General features: G+C 70.2%; 12 protein-coding genes. 9 read left to right on the top strand and 3 right to left on the bottom strand.

What is annotated here, in order from left to right; genetic code table 11:
- The first annotated feature begins 9 nt into the window (after positions 1-9).
- The 7 genes from ACP7TJ_RS23625 (at position 10) to ACP7TJ_RS23595 (ending at position 6,827) form a co-directional block, all read left to right on the top strand.
- Positions 10-423 carry a roadblock/LC7 domain-containing protein gene (locus ACP7TJ_RS23625; protein ID WP_030231800.1) on the top strand — a complete coding sequence of 138 codons (414 nt, stop codon included), beginning with the start codon at positions 10-12 and terminating at the stop codon, positions 421-423.
- A 111-nt stretch (positions 424-534) separates the two neighbouring features.
- The gene (locus ACP7TJ_RS23620) at positions 535-930 is read left to right on the top strand and encodes a DUF742 domain-containing protein (protein ID WP_006130593.1); all 396 of its coding nucleotides are present in this window, start codon (positions 535-537) and stop codon (positions 928-930) included.
- On the top strand, positions 911-1,501 hold the full coding sequence (locus tag ACP7TJ_RS23615; RefSeq protein ID WP_037641771.1) for a GTP-binding protein: 591 nt from the start codon (positions 911-913) through the stop codon (positions 1,499-1,501). The genes ACP7TJ_RS23620 and ACP7TJ_RS23615 overlap by 20 nt, the downstream gene beginning before the upstream one ends.
- A 376-nt stretch (positions 1,502-1,877) precedes the next feature.
- Entirely contained in the window at positions 1,878-5,174 is a 3,297-nt protein-coding gene (locus ACP7TJ_RS23610) for a nitrate- and nitrite sensing domain-containing protein (RefSeq protein WP_427765162.1), read from the top strand.
- 10 nt (positions 5,175-5,184) lie between these two features.
- A complete protein-coding gene (locus ACP7TJ_RS23605) occupies positions 5,185-5,598 on the top strand; it encodes a roadblock/LC7 domain-containing protein (protein WP_004983065.1) in 414 nt (137 codons plus the stop codon).
- A gap of 94 nt (positions 5,599-5,692) precedes the next feature.
- On the top strand, positions 5,693-6,265 hold the full coding sequence (locus tag ACP7TJ_RS23600; protein ID WP_093769010.1) for a DUF742 domain-containing protein: 573 nt from the start codon (positions 5,693-5,695) through the stop codon (positions 6,263-6,265).
- Positions 6,246-6,827, top strand: coding sequence for a GTP-binding protein (locus ACP7TJ_RS23595; RefSeq protein WP_093769009.1), 582 nt, complete (start codon positions 6,246-6,248; stop codon positions 6,825-6,827). Before ACP7TJ_RS23600 ends, ACP7TJ_RS23595 begins: the two co-directional genes overlap by 20 nt.
- A 122-nt stretch (positions 6,828-6,949) precedes the next feature.
- Here the strand turns inward: ACP7TJ_RS23595 and ACP7TJ_RS23590 are convergent, their stop codons facing one another.
- The 3 genes from ACP7TJ_RS23590 to ACP7TJ_RS23580 form a co-directional block, all read right to left on the bottom strand.
- Complete coding sequence (locus ACP7TJ_RS23590; RefSeq protein WP_093769008.1) at positions 6,950-7,141, bottom strand: acyl-CoA carboxylase epsilon subunit; 192 nt, start codon at positions 7,139-7,141, stop codon at positions 6,950-6,952.
- A gap of 15 nt (positions 7,142-7,156) precedes the next feature.
- Positions 7,157-8,740 carry an acyl-CoA carboxylase subunit beta gene (locus ACP7TJ_RS23585; protein WP_367549148.1) on the bottom strand — a complete coding sequence of 528 codons (1,584 nt, stop codon included), beginning with the start codon at positions 8,738-8,740 and terminating at the stop codon, positions 7,157-7,159.
- Between the two features lie 404 nt (positions 8,741-9,144).
- Positions 9,145-9,984: an SDR family NAD(P)-dependent oxidoreductase gene (locus ACP7TJ_RS23580; protein WP_167745160.1), complete on the bottom strand. Its 840-nt coding sequence runs from the start codon at positions 9,982-9,984 to the stop codon at positions 9,145-9,147.
- Between the two features lie 290 nt (positions 9,985-10,274).
- On the opposite strand from ACP7TJ_RS23580, the gene hpnR reads away from it, so the two are divergent.
- Complete coding sequence (gene hpnR / locus ACP7TJ_RS23575) at positions 10,275-11,774, top strand: hopanoid C-3 methylase HpnR (protein ID WP_093768032.1); 1,500 nt, start codon at positions 10,275-10,277, stop codon at positions 11,772-11,774.
- A gap of 169 nt (positions 11,775-11,943) precedes the next feature.
- A complete protein-coding gene (locus ACP7TJ_RS23570) occupies positions 11,944-12,546 on the top strand; it encodes a YceI family protein (RefSeq protein WP_193459862.1) in 603 nt (200 codons plus the stop codon).
- Positions 12,547-12,584 lie beyond the last annotated feature (38 nt).

Below are 12,584 nucleotides of genomic sequence, written 5' to 3'. Positions count from 1 at the left end.
TTGAGCCCGATGAGCCAGGCGGCACAGAACCTCAACTGGTTGATCACCAACTTCGTGGACAACACCCCAGGGGTGTCCCACACCGTCGTCGTGTCCGCCGACGGTCTCCTCCTGGCGCTCTCCGAGGGCTTTCCGCGCGACCGCGCGGACCAGCTCGCGGCTGTCGCCTCGGGGCTGACCTCCCTGACGGCCGGCGCCTCGCGGATCTTCGAGGGCGGCGACGTCGCTCAGACGGTCGTGGAGATGGAGCGGGGGTTCCTCTTCCTCATGTCCGTCTCCGACGGCTCGTCCCTCGCCGTGCTCGCGCACCCCGAGTGCGACATCGGCCTCGTCGGCTACGAAATGGCGCTCCTGGTCGACCGCGCGGGGGCGGTCCTCACCCCGGACCTGCGCGCCGAGCTACAGGGAAGTCTGCTGCACTGAACGGCCCCGGCACCACCCGTCTCACCAAATCACCGTCCGGCCGCCACAATTCCCCCCACCGGCCCCATCAGACGGCTTGACTGACCGCTTGCTGTCCCGCCCGGAGGATTCATGACCCCGCCCACCGCCTCTCATGATCCGTACGCGGAGCCGTACGAGGACGAGGGCGACCAGCCGCTGGTTCGTCCGTATGCGATGACCGGCGGCCGGACCAGGCCGCGTTACCAGCTGGCCATCGAGGCACTGATCAGTACGACGGCCGACCCGGCAGCGCTCATGGGGCTCCTTCCCGAGCATCAGCGCATCTGCCACCTGTGCCGAGAGGTGAAGTCGGTCGCCGAGGTCTCGGCACTGCTCAACATGCCGCTGGGCGTCGCCCGGATCCTGGTGGCGGACCTGGCGGAGGCGGGACTCGTCGCCGTGCACCAGCCGGGCGGCGACGAGGCGACAGGCGCCCCGGACGTGACACTGCTCGAAAGGGTGCTCAGTGGACTTCGCAAGCTCTAGCGGCGGGACGGTCTCCGAGAGCCGTGCGACCACCTCGGCGAAGATCGTGGTGGCGGGTGGCTTCGGCGTGGGCAAGACCACGTTCGTCGGGGCCGTTTCGGAGATCAACCCGCTGCGCACGGAGGCCGTCATGACGTCTGCTTCGGCAGGCATCGACGACCTCACCCACACCGGGGACAAGACCACCACCACGGTGGCCATGGACTTCGGCCGTATCACCCTGGACCAGGACCTGATCCTGTACCTGTTCGGCACCCCCGGCCAGGACCGCTTCTGGTTCATGTGGGACGACCTGGTGCGCGGCGCCATCGGCGCCGTCGTCCTGGTCGACACGCGGCGTCTCGCGGACTGCTTCCCCGCGGTCGACTACTTCGAGAACAGCGGGCTGCCCTTCGTCATCGCCCTCAACGGCTTCGACGGACAGCAGCCGTACTCTCCGGAGGAAGTGCGCGAGGCGCTGCAGATCGGGCCCGACGCCCCGATCATCACCACGGACGCCCGCCACCGCGCGGACGCCAAGAGTGCGCTGATCACCCTGGTCGAACACGCGCTTATGGCGCGACTCAGGTAGGGGCAAATCGAAAGCGACATAATGCAGTTGTCGTAGATGTACCGGTGCCGGCTGTGTCCTTTGACACGGTCGGCCCCGGTGTTCATAACGTTTCGGCAGAGGAATCGGGTGAGGCCGACACGCGACGCGGTCGCGCGGTACCACTGTGCGCACGAAGACCTCGCCATTTGACGGTCCTCGCTCTTTATGACCGTTTTATCTGGGGCTTACATCACTCGGGACCTCTGCCTTTCCATGTTTGGAAGAGCGCTGGTCGGCATGCTGGAATGCCTGAACTGCCCATGGGTCAAAGACGTACTCAGTAGTCGATGGCATGCCGGGCTCTGAGACACTGCGGCACGACGAAGGTGCCGACCGCCGAGAGGTTGTTGGTCGAGTGAGGCGAAGCAAGAACAGTCCCGAGCCGTCGGCCCGGGGCAACTTCACGCCGCCGCCGCGCACAGCGGCGCCCGCCCCCGTGCCCGGTCCCGCGCCGAAGGCCGCGCCCGCACAGAGCGGAGGACGTCTGTCCCCGCGGAACTGGCGCGTGGCCACGAGACTCAACGCGATCCTGCTCATACCCGTGCTGGTCGGCCTTGTCATGGGCGGCTTCCAGGTCAAGAGCTCGATCGACACGTGGAACGAGGCGCAGGACGCCGAGAACACCGCCCGCCTGGTCCGTGCCTCCCTCACGTACGCCAACGCCCTCTACAACGAGCGCGACGTCAGCGCCGTGCCGCTGCTGAGCGGCAAGGGCGAGGACGACCCGGACGTCAGCAAGGCGCGCGAGGCGACCGACAAGGCCGCCGACGCCTTCGACGAGGCCGCGCAGGACATGCCGTCCAAGCCCGGTCTGGAGCGCCGGCTGAAGCTCGTCCGCGAGGCCGAGCCGAAGCTGACCGCGCTGCGCGCCGCCGCCTACACCTCCAAGCTCAAGGGCGTGGAGACGGAGGAGGGCTACGTCGCCGTCGCCCACCCCCTGATGGAGATCGCCAACGAGCTGAGCCTCGGCACCGGCAACGTCACCAGCTACGGCCGCACGGTCTACGCGGTCTCGCTGACCAAGTCCGCCCTGTCGCTGGAGCGCGCCATCGGCATGCACCTGCTGGTGAAGCCGGGCCCGACCGACAGCCAGCTCGCCAGCCAGCGCGTGGCCTTCCTGTCGTACGCCTACCTCGAGCGCATCGCCCTCGAGGAGTACAAGGGCGGCGGCACCGAGGCGGACAACACCAAGCTGGAAGAGATCACCGCGCGGATCCAGGCCGAGGGCGCCGCCATGGCGAAGACCGCCGCGCAGAACGACCCGGACTACGTCCCGCCGCCGGCCAAGCCGGAGACGATGATCTCCGAGCTGGGCCGCCTGTCCACCACGGACGAGGCCGCCCGCGAGGACCTCGCCGCCAAGGGCATCACGCCCGAGAACTGGTGGGCGATGAACACCCTCAAGTTCGACGGCTACCGCGAGATCGAGTCCGACCTCGCCGACACCGCCGTGAACGAGGCCTCGCAGATCGCCTCCGACGCCCAGCGGGACGCCTTCATCACCGGCGCCGCGGTCGTGCTCGCGCTGCTCGCCGCGTTCATCCTGGCCGGCATGGTGGCCCGCCAGATGAGCCAGTCGATGCGCCAGCTGCGCAACGCCGCCTTCGGCATCGCCGAGCAGCGCCTGCCGATGCTGGTCGACCAGCTCTCCCGGACCGACCCGGGCCGGGTGGACACCAAGGTCGCGCCCATCCCGATCAACTCCACGGACGAGATCGGCGAGGTCGCCCGCGCCTTCGACCAGGTCCACCGCGAGGCCGTCCGGCTCGCCGCCGAGCAGGCCCTGCTGCGGGGCAACATCAACGCGATCTTCACCAACCTGTCGCGCCGCAACCAGTCGCTGATCGAGGGCCAGCTGACCCTGATCACCGACCTGGAGAACAACGAGGCCGACCCGGACCAGCTGGAGAACCTCTTCAAGCTGGACCACCTCGCGACCCGCATGCGCCGCAACGGCGAGAACCTCCTGGTCCTCGCCGGCGAGGAGCCGGGCCGCCGCTGGGACCAGCCGGTCCCGCTGGTCGACGTGCTGCGCGCCGCCTCCTCCGAGGTGGAGCAGTACGAGCGCATCGAGCTGTCCGGCGTGCCGGACGCCGAGATCCACGGCCGCGCGGTCACCGACCTCGTGCACCTGCTCGCCGAGCTGCTGGAGAACGCCACCACGTTCTCCTCGCCGCAGACGAAGGTGCGCGTCACCGCGACCCGTCTGCCCGACGGCCGCATCATGATCGAGATCCACGACAAGGGCATCGGCCTCACCGCCGAGGACTTCGCGGACATCAACCACAAGCTGGCCAACCCGCCGACCGTGGACGCCGCGATCTCGCAGCGCATGGGTCTGTTCGTGGTCGGCCGGCTGTCCGACCGGCACGGCATCCGCGTCCAGCTCCGCCCCTCGGGCGAGCAGGCCGGCACCACCTCGCTGGTGATGCTGCCGGACGCCATCACCCACGGCGGTGGCGGCGAGGCGGCCCCGGCCCACGACGAGTTCACGGTCTCGCAGATCATCCCGGAGCAGAACTTCCAGGGTGAGAACTTCGGCCAGCCGATGCGCACCGCCGCGGAGCTGGGCTTCGACGACAGCCGTTACGCGGACGTCCCCGACGACATCCGCGAGCTGGACCCGGTCGGCCGGTCCCTGATGCGTGAGGAGCGGCGTGCGGCCCTGGAGTCCCAGTCGCCGTCGCAGCAGGGCGAGTTGACCGCCGGGAACGCCCAGGAGGGCGCCGAGCAGGCCGGCTACCGGGACGAGTTCGCCGCGCAGCAGCAGGGTTACGACGACGGCCAGGGCTACGACGCGCAGGGCTACGACAACGGCTACCAGGACCAGCAGGGCGGCGGGTACGACCAGCAGGCGTACGACGACGGCCGGCAAGGCGGCTACGACGAGCAGCAGCAGTCGTACGGCGAGGGCTACTACACGCCGAACGGCGGCCTGCCGCAGAACGACGGCTTCCAGCAGAACGACGGTTTCCAGCAGAACGGCGGCTACCAGAACGGCTCCTACGCCGAGCCGGGCCGGAACGGCCAGGCCCCCGCGGGCGCCACGGGCTCGTTCCCGGGCTTCGGCGAGCGGCGTCAGGACGACGACTGGCCGCAGCACGACGGCTACCGCAACGGCTACCAGGACCAGTACCCTGCACAGGCCCCGGAGGGGGAATCCTCGCAGGCCGCTGACGCGCGTGAGCCGGACAGCGTAGGCTTCGACCGTCCGGGACCGGCTCCGTCCGAGGCCCACGCGCTGACCAATGCCGGGCTTCCGCGCCGCGGATCCTCCGCGAACGGCGCGGGCGGCACGGGCGACGCGGGCCGCGGGAACCAGGAGCCGCCGGCCACCACTCCGGAGAGCAACGGCGACGACAGCTGGCGCTCGGCGAACGACGAGCGCTGGCAGCAGGCCTCGCAGCTCCGGAAGCCCAAGGCGGGCGGAGTGACCTCCTCCGGCCTGCCACGGAGGGTCCCGAAGGCCAACCTGGTCCAGGGAGCCGCCGAAACGACCCCCCAGGGGGGCCCACAGGTCTCCCGCGCCCCGGAGGACGTCCGGGGCAGGCTGAGCAACCTGCGGCGCGGCGTCCAACGAGGCCGCACCGCAGGCAGTGAAACGAACGGCCAGGGCTTCGGTCCTGACAGCACCTACAACCAGGAGCGTTAGTGTGAGCCCGATGAGCCAGGCGGCACAGAACCTGAACTGGTTGATCACCAACTTCGTGGACAACACCCCGGGGGTGTCCCACACGGTGGTGGTCTCCGCCGACGGACTCCTTCTGGCGATGTCCGAAGGCTTCCCCCGCGACCGCGCCGACCAGCTCGCGGCCGTCGCCTCCGGTCTGACCTCACTCACCGCCGGCGCCTCTCGGATCTTCGAGGGCGGCAGCGTGAATCAGACGGTTGTGGAGATGGAGCGGGGATTCCTCTTCATCATGTCCATTTCCGACGGTTCGTCGCTCGCGGTCCTCGCACATCCCGAGGCGGACATCGGTCTCATTGGTTACGAGATGGCCCTTCTGGTCGACCGAGCGGGTACGGTCCTCACGCCGGACCTTCGAGCGGAGCTCCAGGGGAGCCTTCTCAACTGACAAACGGACGGTGCGATATGGCGTCCCGGGGCCGTAAGGTTTCGGGACGCGGCTCCACACAGATGGGTGCCAGGCACAGTCGGAGGAGGAGAAAGTGGCAACACCCCCAGACGGTTCATCGGCGGGCAACTGGTCGTACGGCCCTGCCCAGGGTCAGAACGACGGTTCCCAGAACCGGTACGGTTACCCCTCCACGCCGCAGCACGGTCAGCCGTACGCGCCTCAGGGCCCCGGCCCCTCGCCGTACGACCAGCCGCACAGCCCGCGCATCCAGCCCGTGCAGCCGCAGCGCCGGGCACCCGAGTCGTCGCCCGCCGGGGCGTCGCACAATCCCCTGGTGCGCCCGTACGCGATGACGGGCGGCCGCACCAGGCCGCGGTACCAGCTCGCCATCGAGGCGCTGGTGCACACCACCGCGCAGCCGCACCAGATGCAGGGCCAGCTGCCCGAGCATCAGCGGATCTGCAACCTCTGCCGGGAAATCAAGTCGGTGGCCGAGATCTCGGCCCTGCTGACCATCCCTCTCGGCGTGGCCAGGATCCTCGTCGCCGACTTGGCGGAGGCGGGACTGGTCGCCATCCATCAGCCCGGCGGCGACGAGAACGCCGGCGGCCAGCCAGACGTGACACTGCTCGAAAGGGTGCTCAGTGGACTTCGCAAGCTCTAGCGGCGGTCCTTCCCGCTCCACCACCTCGGCGAAGATCGTGGTGGCGGGTGGCTTCGGCGTGGGCAAGACCACGTTCGTCGGGGCCGTTTCGGAGATCAACCCGCTGCGCACGGAGGCCGTCATGACGTCTGCTTCGGCAGGCATCGACGACCTCACCCACACCGGGGACAAGACCACCACCACGGTGGCCATGGACTTCGGCCGTATCACCCTGGACCAGGACCTGATCCTGTACCTGTTCGGCACCCCCGGCCAGGACCGCTTCTGGTTCATGTGGGACGACCTGGTGCGCGGCGCCATCGGTGCGATCGTGCTGGTCGACACGCGGCGTCTCGCGGACTGCTTCCCCGCGGTCGACTACTTCGAGAACAGCGGGCTGCCCTTCGTCATCGCCCTCAACGGCTTCGACGGACAGCAGCCGTACTCTCCGGACGAGGTCCGGGAGGCTCTGCAGATCGGGCCGGACACGCCGATCATCACGACGGACGCGCGGCATCGGGCCGACGCCAAGTCGGCGCTCATCACGCTCGTGGAGCATGCGCTGATGGCGCGCCTTCGCTAGGCGCCTCCACGCGAGAACAGCCCCCGGCGCCTCTGTGGCACGGGGGCTGTTTCCGTGGGTACGGGGCCTTGGTGCCGAGTGGAAGGGCCCCACCTTCTTGGTGAAGGTGGGGCCCTTTGGGGTCAGCGCCAGCTGTGGGGGGCTCGGAAGCCCGGCTCGCGTTCCAGGCGTCGCCAGCCGGCCCGGGGGCGGCCCCGGTGGGCCGGTGCGGCGGGCTGCGGTGCGGCCGCGCGAGCCATCAGGATCGCCGCGATCGCCGCGACCTCCTCCGGCTCGGCATGCCCCTTCTCCACACGGATGTCAGGTGTCGTCATCGTCAGTTCTCCCACTTACTGGGGCGGGTTGCCGTGCTTGCGCGACGGCAGGTCGGCGTGCTTGGTCTGCAGCATCGCCAGCGAACGGATCAGCACCTCGCGGGTCTCGGCCGGGTCGATCACGTCGTCGACCAGACCCCGCTCGGCGGCGTAGTAGGGGTGCATCAGCTCGGACTTGTACTCCTTGACCATGCGCGCCCGCATGGCCTCGGGGTCCTCGGCCTCGGCGATCTGCCGGCGGAAGATCACGTTGGCCGCGCCCTCCGCGCCCATCACCGCGATCTCGTTCGTCGGCCAGGCATAGGTCAGGTCGGCGCCGATGGACTGGCTGTCCATGACGATGTACGCGCCGCCGTACGCCTTGCGCAGGATCAGCGAGATCCGCGGCACCGTGGCGTTGCAGTACGCGTACAGCAGCTTCGCGCCGTGGCGGATGATGCCGCCGTGCTCCTGGTCCACACCCGGCAGGAACCCGGGCACGTCCAGGAAGGTGAGGATGGGGATGTTGAAGGCGTCGCACATCTGCACGAAGCGGGCGGCCTTCTCGGACGCCTCGATGTCCAGCACACCGGCCAGCGTCTGGGGCTGGTTGGCGACGATGCCGACGACCTGGCCGTCCATCCGGGCCAGCGCGCAGATGATGTTGCGCGCCCAGCGCTCGTGGACCTCGAGGTACTCGCCGTCGTCGACGATCTCCTCGATCACCTTCGCCATGTCGTACGGACGGTTGCCGTCCGCCGGGACCATGTCCAGCAGCACGTCGCTGCGGCGGTCGGCGGCGTCGGAGGTGTCCACCCGCGGCGGGTTCTCCCGGTTGTTCTGCGGGAGCAGGGAGAGGAGGTACCGCACCTCGGCGATGCAGGTCTCCTCGTCGTCGTAGGCGAAGTGGCACACACCGCTCGTCTCGGCGTGCACGTCCGCGCCGCCCAACCCGTTCTGGGTGATCTCCTCGCCCGTGACCGCCTTGACCACGTCCGGGCCGGTGATGAACATCTGCGAGGTGTCCCGCACCATGAACACGAAGTCCGTCAGCGCCGGACTGTAGGCCGCACCGCCCGCACACGGGCCCAGCATCACCGAGATCTGCGGGATCACACCCGACGCCTTGGTGTTGCGCTGGAAGATCCCCCCGTAGCCGGCGAGCGCCGAGACGCCCTCCTGGATACGCGCGCCCGCGCCGTCGTTCAGCGAGACCAGCGGCGCACCCGCCGCGATGGCCATGTCCATGATCTTGTGGATCTTCGTGGCGTGCGCCTCACCCAGCGCACCGCCGAAGATACGGAAGTCGTGGGCGTAGACGAAGACCGTCCGCCCCTCCACCGTCCCCCAGCCGGTGATCACACCGTCCGAGTACGGCTTCTTCTCCTCCAGACCGAAGCCGGTCGCCCGGTGCCGCCGCAACTGCTCGACCTCACGGAACGACCCCGCGTCCAGCAGCAGTTCGATGCGCTCCCGCGCGGTCAGCTTGCCCTTGGCGTGCTGCGCCCGGGTCGCCTTCTCGCTCGGGCCGGCCAGTGCCTGCGCACGAATCTCGTGCAGTTCGGCCACGCGTCCACGCGCGTCGGTGGGCTCACCCGGCGCCTCATCCAAAACGGTCATGTAGTGACCTTACGAAGCCCGCCGCTGATTGCGAGCCGTCGACTCCTCACAGTCTCCGGACTGTTTTCCTGGTAGCACCGAACAGAACCAGCGGGCCATGCAGGCGTTCCGACTGCTCAGAGGCCCTGCGGCTTGTGGAGGTCGCACAAACCCCAGCAGCTGAGAGCCGCCTCACACACGTGCGTCACGCATGCCTCCCCCCGAGTGACGCGCAGCCGCGGCCGGGGCTCGGTGGCCAGAATCCCCACGGGGTCCGGCACCTCCCGCACGGGCCGGTCCCATCCAAGTTTTACGGATTCGCCCGTTCGGGTCGGGTCCTACACGCAGAGCCTAGCGGTACGCCCCTGACGGCGGAGCAGCACGGCCGCCGGGCGGGAGACGGTGGCGTAGCGGCGGACACGGCCTCAGCCGAAGCGGTCCAAGAGCCTCCGGTACAGGCCGGGCGTCAGGGCCCGGACGCGGGCGGGGAGGGTGAGCCAGGACGGGATGTACGTGTCGTCGCGGGCCTCGCTGACCGCGTCCCAGACGGCGGCCGCGACCCGGGCCGCCGACGTGGGGCGCGGGTGGGTGCGGTGGTAGGGGCGGCCGCGGCGGGCGAAGAAGCCGGTCTCGACGGGGCCGGGCACGATCAGCGTGACGCCGACGCCGGTGCCGCGCAGTTCCTGCCGGAGCGCCTCGGCGAACGCGGCCAGTCCGGCCTTGGCGGCGGAGTACACCGCCTCCTCGCGGACGCCCACCGCGCCGGCCACCGACCCGACGAGGACCACCCGGCCGCTCCCGGCCGCCACCATCGCGGGCAGCACCTCGCGGACCAGGTGGAGGGTGGCGTTGAGGTCCAGGAAGAGCACCCGGTCGATGTCGGTGTGCGGCATGGTCAGGAAGGGGCCCGCCCAGCCGATGCCCGCCCCGGCGATCAGCAGGTCGATCCGCCCGGCCTCCCGCAGCGCGGCCTCGGCCAGCATCTTCGCCCCGTCCGGGGCGGCGAGGTCGGCGGGCAGCAGGACCGCGGAGGTGCCGGACGCGGTCTCCTCCAGCCGCCGTCGGTCGCGTCCGCTGAGCAGCAGATGCCATCCGCCGGCGGCGAAGCGCCGGGCGGTGGCCGCGCCGATGCCCGAGGACGCGCCGGTGACGAGGACGACGCGGCGGTCCGTGCGGGGCGGGGTCTGTTCGACCGCCGCGGCCGCGGCGGAGGCGGCGGGGTCCGCCGGGGGGTCGTAGGGGGAAGCGGAGCCGGTGGTGGTCACGAGTACGGTCTCCCATGCGCTGTCGCTGCGGGCCTCGCCATCCAGGACACCCCCGGCCCGGGGGACGCCGCCAGCGCAGCGGCCCGTCCGCGGCGGGCCCGGCGGCGGCCCTCCGGCGGGTGCCGCCGCCGGTCGTCGCGGCGGTCGGTGGGCCGGTACGCCGCGCCGGGCAACCACTCCTGCGTGCCGCCGGGTAGGCCATGCGGGCGTATGGGCAGTACGCGACCCGGCGCACCGGGTTACGAAAGGGACATCCCGCCCTGCTCCCGGCACCGTGACGAGGTCCCCTCATGCGCCTGCTGCTCGTCCACCCCAGCGCCCTGATGTACTCCGAGATCTTCCTCCGGCTCGAACCCCTGGGCCTGGAGCGGGTGGCCGGCGCCGCCCGCGAGGCGGGTCACGAGGTCCGGGTGGTCGACCTCCAGGTGCTGAGCGTGCGGCGGCTGCGCGACGAGGTGCGGTCGTTCCGCCCGGAGGCGCTCGGGATCTCGCTGAACTACCTGGCGAACATCCCCGAGGCGATCCGGCTCGCCGAGCGGGTGAAGGAGGAGCTGCCGGACTGCTTCGTGTTCCTCGGCGGCCACAGCGTCTCGTTCGTCGCCCAGGAGGTCATCGAGCAGGCGCGGGGCGCGGTGGACGCCGTGGTCCGGGGCGAGGGCGAACCCGCCGTCGCGCCGCTGCTGGAGGCGGTACGGGACGGCGGCGTGGAGGGGGTGCCCGGTGTCGTCACGGCGTCGGGGCGGGGCCCCGCCCCGCTGATGCTGCACAGCATCGACACGCCCCTCCCGGCCCGGGACCTGATGCGCAGCCGCCGCCGCTACTTCATCGGCGAGCTGGACCCGTGCGCGTCCATCGAGTTCACCCGCGGCTGCCCCTGGGACTGCTCGTTCTGCTCCGCGTGGACGTTCTACGGCCGCAGCTACCGCAAGGCGTCCCCGGAGGCGGCGGCGGACGACCTCGCGGCGATCCGCGAACCGAACGTGTTCATCGTGGACGACGTGGCCTTCATCCGGCCCGAGCACGGCAACGCCATCGCCGCGGAGGTGGAGCGGCGGCGCATCCGCAAGCAGTACTACCTGGAGACCCGCTCCGACGTGCTGCTGCGCCACCCGGAGGTGTTCGAGCGCTGGGCGCGGCTGGGGCTGCGGTACATGTTCCTCGGCATGGAGGCGATCGACGCCGAAGGGCTCGACCTGTACCGCAAGCGGGTCAGCCCGGACGAGAACCTGAAGGCGCTGGAGACGGCGCGACGACTGGGCATCCAGGTGGCCATCAACCTGATCGTGGACCCGGCCTGGGACGAGGAGCGCTTCCGGGTGGTGCGGGAGTTCGCGATGGCGGTGCCGGAGATCGTGCACTTCACCGTGATGACGCCGTACCCGGGCACGGAGATCTGGCACACCGAGTCGCGCCGGCTCACCACCCGCGACTACCGGCTCTTCGACATCCAGCACGCGGTGGTGCCGACCACGCTGCCGCTGGAGCGCTTCTACGAGGAGCTGGTGCGCACCCAGGCGGTCATCAACCGCAAACACCTGGGGCTGCGCACGGCGTTCGGGGCGGCCCGGGTGCTGGCCGGGAACCTGGCGCGCGGGCAGACGAACTTCGCCCGCATGCTGTGGAAGTTCAACCAGGTCTACGACCCGCGCCGGCAGCTCGCCGACCACGCGCGTCCGGTGCGTCACGAGCTGCCGCTCCCCCAGCGGCTCGACGTGGGAGACCGGCGCCAGCTGTACGTCCACACCCGCGGCGCGACCCAGGGCGCCCCGGCCCGCCGGCTGCCGGACTAGGCCCGGCCGCTCGTTGCCCGGCCGCTCGTTCTCACTCGTTCGAACGAACGGATCGCGACACCTTCCCCGAAAGATGTTGAACATTGAAGGGAATGGGTCTACGGTGGGCCGTGTTGAGTAGTTGAACATTCAACGGGATCTCCCCATCCCCGTCCCCAGGAGGAACACCATGGGTCTCTTCGGCCGCAAGGACGACGACAAGGGCGCCACCGGCTCGGCGGTGAGCCCGGACCTGGCAGCGCTGACCGGCGACTACGAGCTCGACCCGGCGCACACCACGATCGGCTTCGTCGCCCGCCACGCGATGGTCACCAACGTGAAGGGCCACTTCAAGGAGTTCTCCGGTCAGCTGCACCTCGACGGAGCGGACCCGAGCCGGTCCACGGCCTCGATCGACGTGGTGATGGACACCATCGACACGGGCAACGCCGACCGCGACGGTCATCTGCGGAGCGCGGACTTCTTCAAGATCGACGAGTTCCCGACCATGACCTTCCGCTCCACCCAGGCGGAGGCCCTGGGCGGCGACGACTACCGCATCACCGGCGACCTGACGATCCTCGGCACCACCAAGCCGATCACCATCGACCTGGAGTTCAACGGCGCCGCGAAGGACCCGTTCGGCAACGAGCGCGTCGGCTTCGAGGGCAAGGCCGAGATCCAGCGCTCCGAGTGGGGTCTGACCTGGAACGCCGCCCTGGAGACGGGCGGCATGCTGGTCTCCGACAAGATCAAGCTGGTCTTCGACATCTCGGCGATCCGCAAGGCCTGACGCCCCGCAGCACCGAGCGCGCCCGCTCCTCCCGGTAC

Source organism: Streptomyces sp. DSM 41931, from assembly GCF_050271085.1.
GTDB lineage: Bacteria > Actinomycetota > Actinomycetes > Streptomycetales > Streptomycetaceae > Streptomyces > Streptomyces albogriseolus.
The sequence above is the reverse complement of the archived record's forward strand: the minus strand, read 5'-3'. Positions and strand labels throughout refer to the sequence as shown.